This window comes from Parabacteroides chongii, from assembly GCF_029581355.1.
Taxonomy (GTDB): Bacteria; Bacteroidota; Bacteroidia; order Bacteroidales; family Tannerellaceae; genus Parabacteroides; species Parabacteroides chongii.
Genome location: NZ_CP120849.1, coordinates 1725012 through 1744161, shown reverse-complemented (window position 1 = coordinate 1744161; position 19150 = coordinate 1725012). Strand labels below are relative to the sequence as shown.

General features: G+C 39.1%; 12 protein-coding genes. 8 read left to right on the top strand and 4 right to left on the bottom strand.

The genetic code is table 11. The features are described from left to right. Positions 1-19: 19 nt before the first annotated feature. The 4 genes from P3L47_RS06630 to P3L47_RS06615 form a co-directional block, all read right to left on the bottom strand. A complete protein-coding gene (locus P3L47_RS06630) occupies positions 20-1804 on the bottom strand; it encodes a RagB/SusD family nutrient uptake outer membrane protein (protein ID WP_277783084.1) in 1785 nt (594 codons plus the stop codon). An 18-nt stretch (positions 1805-1822) separates the two neighbouring features. Then, positions 1823-5143 (bottom strand): TonB-dependent receptor, encoded by a 3321-nt coding sequence (locus P3L47_RS06625; protein WP_277783083.1) that lies wholly within the window; start codon positions 5141-5143, stop codon positions 1823-1825. A 205-nt stretch (positions 5144-5348) separates the two neighbouring features. After that, positions 5349-6284 carry a FecR family protein gene (locus tag P3L47_RS06620; RefSeq protein ID WP_277783082.1) on the bottom strand — a complete coding sequence of 312 codons (936 nt, stop codon included), beginning with the start codon at positions 6282-6284 and terminating at the stop codon, positions 5349-5351. A gap of 111 nt (positions 6285-6395) precedes the next feature. Next, positions 6396-6944, bottom strand: a complete 549-nt coding sequence (locus P3L47_RS06615) for an RNA polymerase sigma-70 factor (RefSeq protein ID WP_277783081.1) — start codon at positions 6942-6944, stop codon at positions 6396-6398. 294 nt (positions 6945-7238) lie between these two features. Between P3L47_RS06615 and P3L47_RS06610 the strand changes: the two genes are divergently transcribed. The 8 genes from P3L47_RS06610 to P3L47_RS06575 all read left to right on the top strand — a co-directional run bounded on the left by P3L47_RS06610 (position 7239) and on the right by P3L47_RS06575 (position 19137). Beyond that, complete coding sequence (locus P3L47_RS06610; protein ID WP_277783080.1) at positions 7239-7847, top strand: HU family DNA-binding protein; 609 nt, start codon at positions 7239-7241, stop codon at positions 7845-7847. Next, positions 7844-8407: an RNA polymerase sigma-70 factor gene (locus P3L47_RS06605; protein ID WP_122361957.1), complete on the top strand. Its 564-nt coding sequence runs from the start codon at positions 7844-7846 to the stop codon at positions 8405-8407. The genes P3L47_RS06610 and P3L47_RS06605 overlap by 4 nt, the downstream gene beginning before the upstream one ends. Positions 8408-8499: 92 nt before the next feature. Beyond that, entirely contained in the window at positions 8500-9465 is a 966-nt protein-coding gene (locus tag P3L47_RS06600) for a FecR family protein (RefSeq protein ID WP_277783079.1), read from the top strand. A 172-nt stretch (positions 9466-9637) separates the two neighbouring features. Continuing rightward, positions 9638-13015, top strand: a complete 3378-nt coding sequence (locus P3L47_RS06595) for a SusC/RagA family TonB-linked outer membrane protein (protein WP_277783078.1) — start codon at positions 9638-9640, stop codon at positions 13013-13015. A gap of 29 nt (positions 13016-13044) precedes the next feature. Continuing rightward, positions 13045-14784, top strand: coding sequence for a RagB/SusD family nutrient uptake outer membrane protein (locus tag P3L47_RS06590; RefSeq protein ID WP_427910541.1), 1740 nt, complete (start codon positions 13045-13047; stop codon positions 14782-14784). 34 nt (positions 14785-14818) lie between these two features. Continuing rightward, the gene (locus P3L47_RS06585) at positions 14819-15280 is read left to right on the top strand and encodes a DUF5018-related domain-containing protein (protein ID WP_277783076.1); all 462 of its coding nucleotides are present in this window, start codon (positions 14819-14821) and stop codon (positions 15278-15280) included. Positions 15281-15381: 101 nt separating this feature from the next. Then, complete coding sequence (locus P3L47_RS06580) at positions 15382-18051, top strand: beta-galactosidase (RefSeq protein ID WP_277783075.1); 2670 nt, start codon at positions 15382-15384, stop codon at positions 18049-18051. Between the two features lie 138 nt (positions 18052-18189). Continuing rightward, positions 18190-19137, top strand: a complete 948-nt coding sequence (locus P3L47_RS06575; RefSeq protein WP_277783074.1) for an alkaline phosphatase family protein — start codon at positions 18190-18192, stop codon at positions 19135-19137. The last annotated feature ends 13 nt before the right edge of the window (positions 19138-19150 follow it).

Genomic DNA, 19150 nt, shown 5'->3' with positions numbered 1-19150 from the left:
CTACCTTTCCCCCAATTATTTACCAACCTTGATTTTGTTTCAAATCTACATCTTTATTTGTATCGATAACAGATTGTGGAATAGGCCATACACTAAACATTTTATTCAATGTATTACGCGGATAATCCCAATAAGAATATCTCTTGATACGATCAATAGCAACCGTACCTCCCATACGCAATAAGGTATTCCAACGACTCTCTTCGTAAACCAATTCACGAGCTCGCTCATCCAATATAAGATCAACATTTACATCCGAACTCGTTACCAGATAGCTACATTTTGCCCGTGAACGTAACATATTAATATCCGATGCTGCACCAACATTATTACCCATACGCATCTTGGCTTCCGCACGCAAAAGAATGGTTTCAGGTAAACGGATCAGATAATCGTCACGAAAAATACTACGCAATGTACCATCTGTAGCGGGCATATAAACATCAGGAGCTATTTTACAAGATATAGGATATAACATCGTATAAGCTGCATCTGCTGGTTGTCCATTTTCATCTATCCGATAAAGAACTTCCCAAGGAATCTTTTTACCATAATATTCCGATGTCTTTACATTTCCCAAATAAGTTCGATGAAAAACAGCTTCAGAATTACGTAAATCATCACCCCATTTATCTGCATAAATCAAATCACGAGCATATGGTGTTGGAGTTATCTGGGACATGCCGAAACCTCCTACATCTTCCCTATCTCCCGTAATATATGCTGCTCCCTGATCTCTGAATACCGGTCCATAAATACCCGGATAATCCAAACAAGCCTTTTTACCATCGGATTTATACACATCATAATCAGACTGAGCACACCAAATAGCTTCCATATTTCCTTGCTGATAATCCTGATTGCCAACCTGAAACAAATCCCAATAAACATTTCCATCTATTGGATAACCCGCAGAGGAATAAGTATGATCTGGTGTTTGCTCTGCCACTGAAGAAGCATAATAAAATTCAGGATGTTCATCTTTACGCGTCCCAAATCGCTCCGTCATAAGACTATATATTCCGGAATCAATAACATCATTAGCATACAAAATTGCTTTATTATAGGTAGTGGCAGCATCTCCCCCTTCTGATTCTTGTAATATCCCCTTATCCAAATACAACTGACAAAGGTTATGTTGTGCCGCAGCTTTTACCAAGCGTCCAGCTTCTGCAGTCTTTTCCGGCAAATCATTCAAAATAGCCTCCATTTCTTCAATAGCATACTGATACGTTTCCATTTGTGTAGAACGAACATAATCATAACGCGGAGTAGTTGTAATCTCTGTCACCAAAGGGACACCGCCAAATAATTCACCTAAATTGCGATACGCAAAAGCCCTAAAAAAACGAGCTTGTGCAATAATATACGCTCTCTCCTCTTCCGAATTCCATACAATATCTTTCCTATCGGCAGCATATAAAGCCATATTCGCCGAATTAATTAAATAATAAAATGCGGCATAAGTATCCTTAAACACAGCATTCTCCGAATTAATTATACTATAATCGTTAAAACGATAATTAAACCGTATCGTCGGGACATCAAACATATCAGTTCCATTCCCCATACTGTATGACCATACATTTAACTCCGAGGAATTATCATACGGACAATAGATATTACGAACCAGTTGATAACAAGTCGTCACAACCTGATCAACTTGTTCTGACGTTGAAAATACATTATCAATCGTATAAAATGTTTCCGGATCTTCTTTTAAAAAACCTGCATCATCGCAACTTACCCCAAAAAAGATTACCAATAGCGACAAAACAATATGCTTGCTATATATTTTTTTCATTACCTTACAATTTAATAGTTAGAAACTAAGATTTAATCCTAATGATAAACTGGTCGCAACAGGATATGTTCCACTTACTGCCGTACTGCCCGTTTCAGGATCCCCACTTTGATAACCAGTAATAGTTGCTAGATTCTTTCCGGCAAGATACAATTTGAAATTATTTATACCAAGATTCTTCACCCATGGCTGGTTAAATGTGTAGGACAACGTCACATCTTGCAAACGAACATAAGCCCGACTCTGCAAACCGAGGAAATAACCGTCACCTGTAAAAGTTGCTGACGGATATTTATTATTAGGTTTTTCTTCTGTCCAATAAGGTATATATATACCATTTGAAGCAAAATAAGCTCTTTCCCCAGAAGTAATATATGCGTGGGGATTACCTTTTTGAAAATATCCATTACCACCAAAAACACCGGTTATCATTATATATAATTCCCAATTCTTATATTGTAAAGTATTATTCAGGTTCAATTTGAAATTAGGGTCAATACTTCCTAAGATAGTACGATCCTCTGAATCAATTTTTCCATCACCATTTTTATCAACATATTTTGGAGTACCAGCAGAAACTCCATTTACCTGCATATACTCTACATCATTAGTCTGAACAATACCATCCTGTTCATATCCGAAAATAGAATGAATCGATTCACCAATAAATAAGCCATTCCCAAGATCATCATCTTCTTTTCCATCGCCATTCAGATCCTCACCATAAAGATGGACCAATTTATTACGATTCAACCAAAATGTCAAAGAAGAGCTCCAGGAAAAATTTTTATTTTGAATATTAACACTTCGAACAGTAGCTTCAACCCCTTTATTCCTCACTTCTCCCATAGAAGAAAGCATACTGCCAAAACCTGTCATAACAGGAATTGTCCGAGTAAATATTTGATCGTTTGTTTTTGAAAAGTAAACATCTAAATCAACAAATAGGCGACTGTCAAACCATGTGGATTCAAAACCGACATTCCATGCATCCGTTGTTTCCCAACCTAAATTTGCATTGCCAATCGAATTCTGATGGATACCATAAGAAGGTTTTCCTGAGTTATCAAAAGGATAGTATATACCGCCTGACTGTCCATTACTTACTCTTGAAAGTGTAGAATATCTACTCAATCCCTGATTACCATTCTTACCCCATGAAAATTTTAATTTCATATCATTCAAAAATCCGACTTTTTTCATGAATGTTTCATTACTAATACGCCATGCAGCTCCTACAGCTCCAAAGTTTCCCCATTTGTTATTCACCCCAAAAACAGATGAACCGTCACGACGATAAGAAGCTGTTAAATAATAAGTATCATTGAACGAATAAGAAACACGCCCAAAATATCCGACATTAGTCTGTTTCCAGTTATCTTGCGATATTTTTTGAGTTGTAGCATAATGAAGTCCATTTAATCCTAAAACTGTATTCCCATTCGCCGCGAAATCGGAACCGGACAAATTCTGACATTCATATTTTGTATAGTCACGGGTAGCAACAGCTGTTAGATCAATACTATGTTTGCCAAATACTCTATTATAATTCAATATATTATCAATCACATGGCTAGAAACCCTTTCATTAGCCATATAACCACTAGCACTACTTAAATAACTATTTTGGGTTGTAGCCGAATAACGATCATCATTATCATAAGCCCCGTTAGGAACAAAAAAAGACTCATGGGTAAATTCTCCGCATTTCCTATAATCCAAATTACCAGCAAAATTAAAACGATAACTTAATCCGGAAATCCAGGGACACTTTACTACAGCATAAGTATTAGCACGAAGATTATCTCGGTAATCAACATTTTCTTTTTTGGTTTCGTCATAAATCCCCCATAACGGATTTATATTCCCACGGGTACCGTCCGGATTTGCTTCTAATAATCCATTAGGTCTGTACATCATTCCATAAGGAGACAATATTGCTGCATTCCACACAGTTACTCCCAAACCTGAATAATCCGGTCTCGTATAGGCAGCATCCAAACCTATCTGCAACCAATCTGTGATATTTGCATTCACTTTCGCTAATACCGAAACACGCTCAAAATCATCACCTTTGATAACACCCTCATTTTTTGTATAAGTAGTAGACAAATAATAATTCATATTCTCACCAGCTCCAGAGATGGCAGCCTGATAATCCTGTATCCATCCGATTCGTGAAATTTCATCTAACCAATTTATTTCATTTCCAGACTTCATATTCAATTCCTCCTGAGGAGTCAAAAAACTGTAATCCGAATATCCGTTCGCAGCTGCCACTGCATCCAACCATTGTTCACCATTCATTAAATCCGGTTTAAGATGCCATGCCTGCATACTCCCACTTATATTTAAATGAATGACAGGTTTACCTGTTTTTCCTTTTTTAGTAGTAATGATAATCACACCATTGGCAGAACGAGAACCGTAAGCAGCTGAAGATGTCGCATCTTTTAATATGTCAAATGATGCAATATCATTGGGATTAATATCATTCATATTTCCTAAGAAAATAACTCCATCCACAACGATTAACGGATCATTTGAACCGGAAATAGAATTTTGCCCACGTACTTGCATAGAAGGTATTCCTCCTGCTGAATTTGTAAAACCAATATCCAGGCCAGAAACATTTCCTTTCAAAGATTCCAATGCATTCAAATTACTTGTTAACGCTATCGGAGAATTTTCTAATTTTACAGAGGCTACAGAACCTGTAAAATCTTTCCTTTTTGCTGTTCCATACCCAATGACAACAACTTCATCCAAAGCTTGCAAATCTTCTTTTAGTAATATATTCAATTGAGTCTTATTCCCAATTTCGACTTCCTGTGTTACATACCCTATATAAGATACAAGAACCAATCCATTTCCTGAAATCTCTAGTATAAAATTTCCATTAATATCTGTAATTGTTCCTATACCCGTACCTTTTATTGATACATTCGCACCGATAATCGGTTCGCCGTTTTGATCTTTGACAACACCTGTCACTTTCTTTGATACTTGTTGGTTCGACATATTTTCAGATGTAACAGTAGCTTTCGCTAAAGTGATATTCTTACCCACCACTTTATAAACCACACCTGTACCTTCAAATACTCTGTTAAGAACTTCAGAAACAGGTTCATTATTCACATCGACAGAGACTTTCTTATTCACATCGACTTCATTCTTATCATACACGAACAAGTAATCGGTCTGTTTTTCTATTTCACTAATCACTTTCTGAATAGAAAAATCGTTAGCCTGTATCGAAACCTTCGCATTCTGCGAGTTAGCTTCAACCGCAAAAAGTGTATAAACACAAGTAAACAAGGCAATAATAGTGATCTTCATAATACGAAATATATGTTTAATTTCACGTATAGATTGTCTGTACAAAATATAATTCATAATTTTGTAATTAATAAGTTGTTAGTACTTCGATAAATATCCCAGTTCGGGGTTCTAACCCATAACCGGTAAGCGTTGGCGCGCTTGCCGGTTTTTCATATACTTTTTATGTCATAGGCAATCAGATTTAAAGGGTTACACAATAAAGTCAATGAATAGTAATCAGATTCTTCTCCTCATCTTTCTTATAAGTGAAATGGTTTGTCAATTGCAAAACATTTAAGATATGATCCAGACCATCCCTCGTCCGGAACTTACCCGTACAATGCCGTTTGTTCTCCAGTACGGATTTATTTTTTACATCGATGTTTACATCAAAATATAATTTCAGTTTATCCAGTACTTCGGTAAGCGGCTCATCAAAATAGAGAATACCTTCGCGCCAGAGGTAATAATCCTTACTTTCTATGGGAACAACCGATAGCCCGTTATTCCCAAGCACGGCACGATTGTTAGGAGTAAGAGACAGGGCACGGGCTGTTATACGATCCGATATTTCAACTTTTCCTGTTAACAGGGCTGTCTCAAATTCCTTCGATTGCTTATAGGCATTTACATTAAAGGAGGTACCCAATGCCTTAATATCATATATAGATGTCGAAACAATAAATGGTTTTTCCTTATTGGCCTTTACTTCAAAAAAACCTTCACCTTCCAGGGTTACCTGCCGTTTTCCCTCAACGAAGCGAGTAGGAAAATTCAGTGTACTCCCGGCATTCAGCCAGACTTTAGAGCCATCGGCCAGTGTCAACTGTGCATTCTGTCCGGCCGGCACATGTACGGTCTGCATGGCAATATCTTCTTCCGTGCCCGGATTGAACCAGTAATTCAACGTAAATCCCAAAACAAAAACAGCAGCAATCTTCACCGCCTCCCGCATAATACTCCGCCACCTGAACTTTCCTTTCAGCGACAGTGTGACAGTTTCCGGTTCTTCGTACCAAAAACCAATTTCATACAAACGGCACAGCTGCTGATAATGTTTCATATTTGCCACATCAGCATCCAGCCATTCCGTGATCAGGCGGGACTGTCCTTCCGTTGTACGACCTTCAAAATATAATTGTAATAGTTTATCGTCCATATTCTTTTGCTTTACATATATAAGACGACAGCCGGAGAAAGTTCACTAGTACCGGACGAAAAAAAAATTTCATTCGAATGAAACTACTTTTTCGTCCGAATGAAACCCAATTCAATTAAGCAGGAAATAAATCAAAGGCAGATAATCTTTTAAAGAAATGCGTAACGCTTTCAATGCTTTTGCTATATGATAATCGACTCCTTTTACCGTGATACCCAGTGCTTCGGCAATTTCCTTGCCGGATTTCTGATCGAAACGACTCATCATAAAAACCTTGCGGGTCTGCGAAGGCAGTTCTTCTAAAGTCCTGGTTAGGATCTGTTGGATCTCTTCTGAGAAAATATCATTCGGGTTACAGGCTTCAAGCGTCGAAATACGGATAGATAATTCCCGTTGTTGCCATGCCGCCATGGCTTCAAAGGCTTCTTCTATACTGGTCTGCTTTTTCAGATAGTCAAGTGATTTATGTTTGAGTATGGTCAATAACAGAGCAAGAGGCTTCTCGACAGGCTCCTTTTTCATCGTTTCCCACAACTTGATAAGAGATTCCGTTGCTATATCTTCAGCCACCAAGTCATTACGAACATACAACCGGGCAAAGCGGTATGTCTTATCATAATGCTTCACATATATATTGTTAAATCGTTCGATCTCTGACATTGTTATATAGTATAGACAATACAAACTTACATAAATATCCCAAACTGCAATACAAACGGAACCAAATATAATAGGGAGATAGCATCAATTACCCTCCTGCAAGATTAAATTACCCCGCAGACTGTATGGGTTTACTGGAATATATTGTACATTTGTATTGATTCCCTATTCATATCACAGCTGTGATACAAAAGAAACTCAACTGTGATACAAACGGAATCCAACTGTGATATGAAAGAAACACAGCTGTGATATGCAATAAAACTGTTAAATAACCTTTTACCAGAAATTATTATGGGAGCTAAATACGCTTTATATGAGAATCCTAATCCCAGAAAAGATGGGAAGAAACAGCCTCTACATGCTCGAATCGTGCCTAAAGGGACAATCCGTACACCGGAAATTGCAGAAGAGATAGCCGATAGCTGTGGTTATTCCACGGCTACGACCAAAGGAATGCTGGATGCTCTGGCAAAAGTGATTTCCAAGAACCTACGTAGAGGATATACTGTGGAACTGGATGATCTCGGCTCATTCTCTATCTCGCTGAAATGCCGTCCGGTAATGGACAAGAAGGAATTACGTTCTTGGTCAGTACATTTCAATAATGTCCATTTTAAAGGAAGCAAAAAGTTGAAAGAACAGTTGAAACCCCTAGACCTGGAACGCGATTCGCAAGCCGGAGCTACTCGTTATTCTCCGGAACAACGTAAAGGTCGGATGCTGAACTCTATGGAAGGGAAAGAATACTTTACGGCTGCACAATATATGCGTTTGAACGGATGTAACCGTTCCACTACCATACGCGATCTGAACGAGTTGATCGAAGATGAGAAAATAAAAAAACTCGGCCATGGAAAAACTGTATTATATGTATCTGTAAAGGGAAAGGAGGAGGTATGACACAACTCTCAGGAATAGAGAATGCTACATTCTCAAAAATCTATCTGATCTATTTTCCTAAGCTTGTACGTTTTGCACGGGAATATGTAATATCTATTGAAGATGCGGAAAACATCGTACAGGATATTTTCATGTATCTTTGGGAACACCGGGATATGCTGGATTCCCTGACCAATCCGAATGCCTTTCTGTTTACTCTGACAAAAAACAGATGTATTGATTTCTATCGTCACAAAACATTCATAGACAGCAAGAATGAATCGCTGGATAACCTTCCGGAAAGAGAACTAAAATTAAAAATGGAGGCATTGATGCAATTCGATGAAAATATTTTTACGGAGAAGGAAATAGAAGACTTACTGGCTAAAGCAATCGAACACCTGCCGGAGAAATGCCGGCAGGTGTTCATTCTGAGCAGAATGAACGGCTTAAAATATGAAGAGATAGCCACACAAATGGATATTTCCGTCCATACTGTGCAAAACCACATTGTAACCGCTATACGTAAACTGAAAGTTGAGCTAAAGGACTATCTCCCTCTCTTTGTTTTCATTATCTAAAATCTTTTCAAAAAAAATTTACTTTTTTTCTGTTTCCGACTAGTAGATGGCCGGAACTTATCCGTCATATAAACAGAACAAGCACTAATAACATGAATGAACAATTAGATAAATATTTCCTCGGAGAACTTTCAAACATAGAAAAGAGAGCACTCTTCGATCAGATAGAATCTGATCCGGCTAATAAAGCCGAATTTATCCGGATGCAGAACACAGTTACGGTATCCAAACTCGGAGAGCAAAGTGGAGATAATGAATGGGCCACACAAAAAATGGAAGAACTGGGAAGCCGGATCAACCACAAAAAGACCCGTAATCTTTATCTCAATCTAGCTAAATATGCGGCAGTGGCAGCTATTCTTCTCGTCAATATCTGGTTACTCACCGATAAATTCATACCCAAAGAAAAAACCGTACTCTATACAAAAATAGAAGTTCCCAAAGGTCAACGTATCTATATGACACTTCAGGACGGGACGAAAGCATGGTTAAGTCCCCGGTCAATTATTAAAATCCCGAATGAGTTTAGCAATAAAGAACGTTCGGTTGAACTGGATGGAGAAGGTTTCTTTTCAGTAACAAAAGATACGGAACGTCCTTTTATCGTTAAAACTAAACAATATGATATAAAAGTACTCGGTACCAAATTCAATATATTCGCTTATTCAGAAAGCAACCGGTTTGAAACAAATCTGGTAGAAGGTAGTGTACAGGTTATCAACAATAACAGACCACAGGAAAATGTCATTCTGAAACCAAATGAAATGGTCTCCCTTTTTAATGGTAACCTAATAAAATCCACCGCTTCATTCAACAATGAAGAATATTTGGAAAGTGGAATATTCTATTTTAGTAATAAGAAATTTTCTGAAATACTGGATTATCTGACCTTATGGTATAAGGTAAAATTTGATATCAAAAATACAGCCCAGATTGATCAGTATGTATCTGGAAAATTCCGTCAAAGTGATGATATTGAAAGGATATTGAAAGCACTTCAGGGCGTTCACCATTTCCGGTACAAAATAGTCAACAATGAAGAAATCGAAATATTTTAATAAAACAAATATTCACCTAAAATTATAGTGCCTATGAAATAGAACCAGATCATTCCACAGGACATGGTATAAAAAAAGGGGCAAGTGTTACCAGCACCTACCCCCTAAGTCAATACCTTCCTTTTTTCATGTATTCCACAAACATTTAAAAACAGTATTAACTTTTAAAGCTATGAGCAAAGTTATGAAAAAAAACTTATTGCTATTGTTCAATCGTGTCAATTATATTGAATTAAAGCATACAATTCGTATTATGAAAATAACGACAGTTCTCACATTAATTGCAATTTTCCAGCTAAGTGCCACTTCTTTGCATTCCCAAAATGCCAAAGTGAGCATCAGCAGGAATAATCTGCCACTCAAGGAATTTATCCATGAGATAGAGAAACAGACCGATTATCTTTTCATGTACAGTGAAAAAGAGATCGATCTGCAAGAACAGGTACAAGTCAAAGCAAAAAACAAACCTGTTTCAGAAGTACTGGAAGAGGTATTTGCCGACAGCCAAATCAAATATAACTTCAATGAAGGATATATTTCCCTACGAAAAGCAGAAAAAGGATCAATCAATCAGGAAAAACGAAAAATATCCGGTATTGTTAAAGAAACAACCGGTACTCCTATTATCGGAGCTAATGTCGTAGTGAAAGGGACTACTATTGGTAGTGTCACAGATATAGACGGTCGTTTCACACTGGATGTTCCGGCAAACGCAACCCTTACTATTTCTTATATAGGCTATCTGGCACAGGAAATCGCGGTCGGAAACAAATCGGATTTCTCTATCCTGCTAAAAGAAGATAGCGAAACATTGGATGAAATTATCATTATCGGTTATGGTACCACTTCTGCTAAAAAAATGGTTTCTGCCGTCACATCCGTAAAAGGAGAAACATTACAGGACTTACCTTTTCCGAACGTCGCATCCACCCTGCAGGGACGGGCTTCCGGCGTAATCATCCAGAACCAAGGCGGAGAACCGGGTAGTGAACCTAAAATATCCATTCGTGGCGGTGGTGACCCGTTATATGTTATCGATGGTATCATTACCACAGACTGGGAGTTCAAAACATTGAACTCAGAAGACATTGAAAGCATCTCCATCTTAAAAGATGCTGCCTCACTGGCTGTTTACGGTTCACGCGCAGCAGACGGTATTGTTTTGGTTAAAACAAAAGAAGGTCGAAAAGGCAAACGGTCAATAGTCTACTCTTTCAATGCACAGTACAGCCAGCCAACTGTTTTACCAAAGAAACTGGATGCTTACACATATGCAGATGTTCAGAACCAGGCAGCAATAGCAGACGGATACGGAGAATACCATCAATTCAGCAAGGAAGAAATGGATGCCATCCGAAACCAGTCCGATCCTTACCTGTATCCGAATACAGACTGGTATTCGTTAGGATTGAAAAACTTCGCTCCGGAATACAGACATTCTCTATCTATGACTGGCAATCAGAAAGATGTCAACTATTATCTTTCATTAGGTCTTTTCGACCAAGGTAGTTTGTACACTTCCGATGCTTTGAATTATTCAAGATACAATCTCCGAAGCAATGTGAATACGACTTTTGAAGAAATTGGTCTGAAAGTATCTTTCAACATCAATGCTGCCATGGAAAAGAAAAAATACCCTTCATTTTCTGCTGATAAAATCTGGGATCATCTGAATGCCAAATCACCTTTAGATCTTGCCTTCAATGAAGATGGCACTTTAAGTACGGTATCTGATAACCCGTTGATGGAAATGGATGAACGCTCCGGATATGATAAGAACGACGGAATGTACTTAAACACACAATTTGCAGCCGACTGGGCATTGCCTTGGGTGGAAGGTTTGTCACTTGGTTCTATGCTTTATTACCGCGTCAATTCCAGTCATATAAAAAAGCTTTCAGCCCGTGCTCCCCAATATGGTAAAGATGGTACATTGTTGGAAGTAACAAAACCATCACTAAGAGAAGAATCCTATACCGGTGAATCTTACCAATTTGAATTAAATGCAGCTTTCCAGCGTACATTTGCCAATGTGCATTCAATTGATGCCAAGGCGGTATTTACCCTGGCTGAAAATACCGGACATAATTTCTGGGCTTCCCGCAGAGACTATCTGTCGACTACCGTCGATCAGTTGTTTGCCGGCTCCAGCACGACCATGCAAAATGCAGGAAATTCGGAAGAAGGCGGTCGAATGGGATTGGTTGGTCGCTTGAAATATGACTTCGCGAACCGTTATTATATAGAAGGTAGCTTCCGCTACGATGGTTCGGATAATTTTGCTCCGGGACATCGTTGGGGATTCTTCCCATCTGTCGCTTTGGGATGGGACATCACAGAAGAACCTTTCTTCAAAAAACTCAATCCGAAGAACGTTGATCTCATAAAGCTACGTGGTTCTTACGGACAGATGGGGACAGAGTCCGGAGTAAACCGATTCGGTTATCTGTCCACTTACAATATGGTTGAAAATGCAATCTGTATCGGTGGAGATTTATTATCCGGATTTAATGAAGGAGGACTGACATCCCCCGAATTATTAAGCTGGTACACACGTAATTCTCTAAACTATGGTATTGATGCGGCCTTCTTCAACCATCGGTTAAAAGGTTCCGTCGACTATTTCTTTTATGTAACCAAGGGGGGATTGGTTAGTCCGGAAGACCGTTACACGACTCCGCTGGGGACCAAATTGCCACAAATCAAGTCGAACAATGAACATCGTCGCGAAGGCTTTGAGTTATCCATGAGATGGAATGATAATATAGGTTCGGATTTCCATTATGAGATCGGAACAAACATGACCTATTACAACAATTTGTATGTGGTAAAGCAAGAAGAAGCGTTATCTACGCTGATGAACCCGTATAAACGCAGTACACACCAAACGGATTATTACAAAGTCATACTTATCGACAACGGTTTGTATCAGTCGCCGGAACAGATATTGGGTGTACCGCGCAGGTTAGCATCTTCCGAAACAAAATTAGGAGATATCGTTTATCAGGATCTCAACGGTGACGGAAAGATAGATGCTGAAGACCAGATACGTTACGGTATGCCTACCGCTCCTCATTTTACCTATGGCGTGGATTTTGCATTCTCTTACAAAGGATTTTCTCTATCCGGCCTGCTCTACGGAACAGGTAAACGCAACATGGAATTCGGTGTCAATACCCAAAAAGACGAATCCGTCCATGTAAAAAACGAATATCAACTGGATTATTGGAGAGAAGATAACAGGGATGCACTTTTCCCGAGAAAATCGTTATCAGCAAGCGTTAACGGAGGTAACAATCAGGTAGAATCGAGCTTCTGGGTGAAAAATGCTTCATTCCTTCGTTTGAAAAACTTGTCACTATCTTATGATTTCAAATACAAGCTGTTGAAGAATGCAGACTGGCTCAGCATGTGCCGGGTAAACCTGACGGGAAGCAACCTATTTACCATTTCCGGAGTTTCAGACTATTTCGATCCGGAAACGACTTCCACAAACGGAGGTTATCCGGTACAGCGTGTTTACTCTATCGGTGTAACAGTCGGATTTTAATAAAGGTATAACAATTGAATTTTAATAATATGAAAAATATGAATATTAAAACAATATCAGTGGCCTTACTAATAGGGTGTACGGCTTGTAGTGACATTCTAGACAAAGGTCCGTTAGACAAATTTTCGGAAAACGATGTATGGGAAAGTGCGGAATTGGCACAAGCCTTCTTGTATCCCTCACTCAATTATGCCACCGGACAGTTGGTGTGGAATGATAAATGGACGGACAATGATGTCATCCAGGATGACGGAGACGCTTCGAACGTAAATAAAGAACAGATCGACCGATATTTTGATGCCGGCTGGAACCCTGGGGCAGATAAAGATAAAGCCGGGGATATTTATACCAACATCCGCAAATGTAATCTCATGCTCCAAAAAATGGAAGAAAACACGACCTTCCTGGAACAAGATAAAAATTACCTGATTGCACAGGCTAAGATGCAGCGTGCCATGATCTACTTCAGCCGTGCTCGTTTGTTCGGAAAACTGATGATTGTAGATCGTGTACTCGATCCAGAAGAAAAGATGGAACTGCCCAGAACGGAAACAATCAAGGACACGTATGATTTCATACTGAAAGATTTGCAGGATGCAGCTGCCGAACTGCCCTCCTCCATTAAAGGCTCCGAGACAGGTATGCTTACTCAAGGTGCAGCCTATGCATTAATGGCGGAAGTAGCACTTCACGGTGCAGCCTATATCGAATCCGGTCAAGATGAGTACTACAACATTGCAAAGAAAGCCAGTGAAGACCTTTTTGCCCTCGGAGAATATAGTTTGGATACCGATTACGAAAAAATGTTCAACGAGTTCGATTATGCACTCAATTCAAAAGAGATTATTTTGGCCCAGTTCAGGCATGAAAATAACACAACGTTCGCAGATACCTGGATGCAGAATCTTGTTCCGAATGTGAACAATGATAAACTGAAAGAGTTTGCCAATCCTAAACTGAATGATAGTTTTGAAGGATGGATCGGTACATTTCCTTCCGTTGACCTGGTAAACGATTACGAAGTCAGAGACACGGACGGAACAGCCAAAGACTGGGATCAAAGTAGTTTTTACAAAAGCTGGCAACAAAATGGCGGATATGTTTCGGACGCTATTTATAAGAACCGGGACAATCGCTTCTATGCAACTGTCGTACAAGACTCAAGCCATTTTTTCAACAGCCTCGTAACGATGCGCGCAAAAGGTAATATGCATTGGGATAGTAAAGCCGGAGGTGATTGGGGAATGGCTCTAAACGGATATGTTTATCGCAAAGGTATATACACGGCAAAACCGTTATTGAATTCAGACCCGACTTATTATCATTACGTAGTTCTGCGATTGGGACGCTCTTATCTGAACTATGCTGAGGCAATGTTACGTTTGGGTAACATCTCTACGGCAATTGAATATATTAATAAAACCCGCACAGTACATGGTGGAATGCCGGAACTTCCTTTGAACTTGTCTTCTGAACTTGCCTGGAAAGCCTATAAACGTGAACGCCGTATCGAGTTAGTACATGAAGGTGACAGATATTGGAGTCTATTGCGATGGGGAAAAGCCGACAAAAAAGATAAAGTGGAAGAATTGACAAAAGCTCATCACGCTATCAGTATTTCCGAAGACGGAAAAAACTTTGAAATTATTCCTTTACCCTATCAGAGCTCTTCCAACGAACGTATCTTTACAAAGAAAAGATATTTGTTCCCGGTTCCTGAAGGAGAAAGAGTAAACAACCCGTCTCTCGATCAAAACGAAGGATGGTAACTATTTATAAATATCTTACAAAACAACAAGAAAAATGAAAGCATTGTATAATTATTTAGTTCTACTTTTATTGATCGTCATAAACACTTCTTGTCTGAAGGCCGGTTTAGACGAACTGGAAACATACAGTCAGAATGATATTACAAATATTCGTTTTGAATACAGATGGTGGGATGAAAGCGAGAAAAGACTTCGTGTTATAGAAATGGCAACGGAAAAAACGATTAATGTGGATACAAAGGAAATAGTATGTTCAATAAAGGTTCCAGATGCTACACAAACTTTTACCGCTCCCATCAGAGAGCAGGTTTCTTTGACTACATTAGCAATTAATGTCGACGTGTCTTCAGCTGCTCGTATCACTCCAATAGATGGTGCTCCGACAATGGGAACATTTCCCTCCGATTTTTCTGCAAAAGAATTTGTATATAAAGTTATAGCAGGAAATGGGGATGATGCAAACTGGACAATCAAGATTACGAATTTCGTAAAATAAGAAAATTTCATAAAACAGACTCTTTATATTCTAAAAGCTGGGTTAAGAAGGAGAAAAATCCTTTTAACCCAGCCTCTTAACTAAATTCAATATTATCGGGAATGAATAAAATATGCCTATTATCCGCTTTTTCTCTTATCGCGGGGGGAATCTCCGCCCAACATACGATAGACCTAAGTAAAGTTTCTTCTCCTTCTACCCAATACCTGACATTAGGTAATCCAGGGCCGGCCGGAAAAGAAATCCGTATAAATAACCTGTACATGGATGAAGGAGGAATTCCGAAACTCCCTGTCATGGGGGAATTTCACTACAGCCGGATGCATCCAGACTATTGGCGAGACGCTTTACTGAAAATGAAAGCTTCCGGTATTAACATCGTTGCGACCTACTGTATTTGGTCATTACATGAAGAGACGGAAGGCGAATTATCCTGGGAAGGTCATCTCAATCTCCGGCGTTTTGTTGAATTATGTAAAGAGTTAGGGTTGAAAGTACATCTCCGCGTCGGCCCCTATTGCAATGCAGAAATCAAGAACGGAGGACTTCCTGACTGGATTGTCGAAAACAAACACCTCAAAGTTCGCTCGAATGACCCTCTATACCTTGAATATACGCGTCGATGGTATCAAGGTTTATATGGACAGATCAATGGCTTGCTATGGAAAGATGGCGGTCCGATCATGGCTCTTCAACTAGAAAATGAATATGTAACAAGAGGAATGATCGTCTCTCATTTAATGAACTTGAAGAAAATGGCTGTCGAAATTGGTTTCGATGTACCTCTTTATACCATGACTCACTGGATGGACAGTGAATATCCTAAAGGAGAAATCGTGCCTTACGCCGGCTTCTATATTGAAGCACCGTGGACTACCACCGGAAAAGAAGAAATGCCAACTTCTAACTTTGAGTTCTTTACTTACAATCGTTTATCCGATAACATCGGCACAGATATCATCAAAATCGAAGGAGACGTAGAATCATTGAGTGGAGAGAACAACGATTCTCCTTTCTTTACCTGTGAAGTCGGTGTCGGGTCAACCACATTTTATCACCGCCGCGCAGTTGTCCCTGAAGAACTGGCGGGAGAAATGATTAATTTACGCCTGGGATGTGGGGCTAATCTAATGGGATATTACATGTATGTAGGTGGCTCCAACCCCGTAGGAGAAAAGAGAACCTTCCAATCTTCCGGACCACGGATCAGTTACGATTATCAAGCACCGATCCGTGAATTTGGAACATTAGGTACTGTTATGCAGGAAACTAAAAAATATAATTATTTCATGAATGATTTTGGAACGACATTGGCACCATCCATCGCTTATCTTCCCAAAGAAAATCAAAATCGTGATAATTTACAATGGGCTGTTCGTAACAATGGGGCTACAGGATACTTATTTTGTTCGAACTATTTATACAGAAACGGTAAGAAAGATTATAAAAATGTTCAGTTTTCCATAAAGCTGAAAGATGAAACCATCCGTATGCCGCGTAAAAAAGTGACAATAAAAGATGGAACTTATTTCCTTTGGCCGTTCAATCAAGAATTGAGCAATGTCTTATTGAAATATGCAACCGCACAACCTATTTGCTCTTTAAAAGAAGATAACAACGATACCCATTTCTTTTTTGAAGACGATTATATTCAAAGTGAATATCTAATAGCAGACAAAGAAATACTGGATGTTAAAGTAAAAAACGGCAGTTGTAAAAAAGAGAAAAACGGATATTTTATCAATCAGTTAACTCCTGGTAAAGAATGCGTAATCGAAATCACTAAAAAGGACGGTTCGACGGTACGTTTCGTGACATTGACGGAAGAGGAATCTGACCATATATGGAAAGGAACTCTAAAAGGAAAAGAATTTGTTGCTATCACTCATTCGGCATTGATCTACGACAAGGACAAGATCACGCTTATCGATGATCGGCCTGCAACAGAAATATGGATGTACCGGAATGGTTCCTTCAAACAACAAAAGTATCAGGCAGCCCCACGCAATCTGCAAGCCACTTTCCGTTCAATCACACCTATGGAAAAAAGTCAGTGGATCCGACCGACAGAAGGAGATAAAGTAAAACGCTCATTTGTTCTGAATACATTCTCTACGATAGAACAGGCCTATTTACGCTACGTCTCTCCAACTTCTGTCCGTTGTATTCTAAACGGTAAAGAGGCTAAAACGACTACGATGGACCATTATTCGTATGCTGACGTAACTTCTTTACTTCAAAAAGAAGACAATACGATAGAGTTCTCTTTACCGACAAATAAAAGTGTCATGGCCGAGATTGAAATTCTCTTGAAGAACGGCGAACGTATTATATGGAATACAGATGCAACCTGGCTATCGGCAAAAGACAATCAACCGGTAATTATCGCAAAAGAAGAAAAAAAGGTTGTCACTTACGATCCGAAAGAACACATTGCCCTCTACGAAATAAAAGCTCCGAGGGTATCTTCCGGAGAAGAAGAAACACGCATGTATATCTCCTACAAAGGGGATATAGCCAACGCATACCAGAACGGTCGGTTAATAGGAGATTCATTCTATGACGGTACAGACTGGATTCTTAGCTTAAGTCGGTTAAAAGAAGCCATTGATGTCAACCCGATGGAAATCCGCATCAACGGGTTAAAATCGGCTGACGCTCCTATTTATTTTGAAAAAAATGTTGATCCTGCCGATTGTGTAAATCCTACTATTTCCGGTATTCAGGTAAAACAGGAATATCGTTTCAAAATAGAAATGGATTCTATTTAAACTCATGTAAACAGGGCACAAGAAAAGTACGCAAACGTTTGCGTACTTTTTTTGTGAAAATTAAGTGTAAAACAATATATTCCATTATTTTTGAGCACTGCTAAACCATTGACAAAACAATATAAAATATAGACTCCTATGGAAAACTCAAGAAGAAACTTTTTTAAGAAAGGACTTGCCGGAGCATTGACATTAGGCACTGCCTCCCTTGCCAGTCCCGCAACGGCTTTATCAACAAAGGCAAGCGCCTCCCGTGCAAAACGCATTGTTTTAATCTCTCTCGACGGCATTTGCGTAGACGGATATTTGAAAGCAAAAACGCCCAATTTGGATGCACTGATGGCCGAGGGTTCGCTTTCACTAGAGACACGTGTGGTCATGCCTTCGGTCACATTACCCAACTGGACCAGTCATCTAACCGGGAGCGGTCCGGAACAGCACGGTGTAGTGGACAACAGCTGGGAAATAACCAAATTCACATTACCCGCTATAGAAAAAGATAGTGCAGGATATTATCCTTCGGTATTCAAAATATTGAAAGATACCATTCCTACGATGAAAACAGCATTTTACTATAACTGGATCAATCTGTTCTATCCATATAACAAACAATATTTCGACGAAGTAAGTTATCTTGAACAGGATGCTTACATACCGAATTATGAAAAAGCATTGTCCTTCCTGATGGCAAACCGGACAAATCCGACTTTAGTCTTTCTCTACTCTGTGCATACCGATCATGCCGGACATAAATATAAATGGATGTCTCCGGAATATATCCGATCGATTGAAGAAGCAGACATCGAGATCGGCAAGTTTATCAATAAAATGAAACAGGAAGGAATGTATAAAGATACTCATTTCATGTTTCTCACAGACCATGGCGGTATTAATTACGGACATGGCGGAGTCAGCACAGACGAAATGATCGTACCGTGGGGAATCACTGGTCCCGGAATAAAAAAAGGATTCAAGATCACAGAAGCCAATAATACGGTAAATACTGCAACAACTATCCTGCATCTGTTCAAGGTTGATCAACCTTTATTCTGGACTGGAGAGGTAATAAAATCGATATTCAAATAATCCAATAATATTA

Excerpts from the sequence above, each read along its gene's own strand:
- P3L47_RS06585 (WP_277783076.1), top strand. The coding sequence starts at position 14,819 with ATGAAAGCATTGTATAATTATTTAGTTCTACTTTTATTGATCGTCATA.
- P3L47_RS06630 (WP_277783084.1), bottom strand. The coding sequence starts at position 1,804 with ATGAAAAAAATATATAGCAAGCATATTGTTTTGTCGCTATTGGTAATC.
- P3L47_RS06625 (WP_277783083.1), bottom strand. The coding sequence starts at position 5,143 with ATGAAGATCACTATTATTGCCTTGTTTACTTGTGTTTATACACTTTTT.
- P3L47_RS06620 (WP_277783082.1), bottom strand. The coding sequence starts at position 6,284 with ATGGACGATAAACTATTACAATTATATTTTGAAGGTCGTACAACGGAA.
- P3L47_RS06575 (WP_277783074.1), top strand. The coding sequence starts at position 18,190 with ATGGAAAACTCAAGAAGAAACTTTTTTAAGAAAGGACTTGCCGGAGCA.
- P3L47_RS06600 (WP_277783079.1), top strand. The coding sequence starts at position 8,500 with ATGAATGAACAATTAGATAAATATTTCCTCGGAGAACTTTCAAACATA.
- P3L47_RS06595 (WP_277783078.1), top strand. The coding sequence starts at position 9,638 with ATGAGCAAAGTTATGAAAAAAAACTTATTGCTATTGTTCAATCGTGTC.
- P3L47_RS06590 (WP_427910541.1), top strand. The coding sequence starts at position 13,045 with ATGAAAAATATGAATATTAAAACAATATCAGTGGCCTTACTAATAGGG.
- P3L47_RS06580 (WP_277783075.1), top strand. The coding sequence starts at position 15,382 with ATGAATAAAATATGCCTATTATCCGCTTTTTCTCTTATCGCGGGGGGA.
- P3L47_RS06610 (WP_277783080.1), top strand. The coding sequence starts at position 7,239 with ATGGGAGCTAAATACGCTTTATATGAGAATCCTAATCCCAGAAAAGAT.
- P3L47_RS06605 (WP_122361957.1), top strand. The coding sequence starts at position 7,844 with ATGACACAACTCTCAGGAATAGAGAATGCTACATTCTCAAAAATCTAT.
- P3L47_RS06615 (WP_277783081.1), bottom strand. The coding sequence starts at position 6,944 with ATGTCAGAGATCGAACGATTTAACAATATATATGTGAAGCATTATGAT.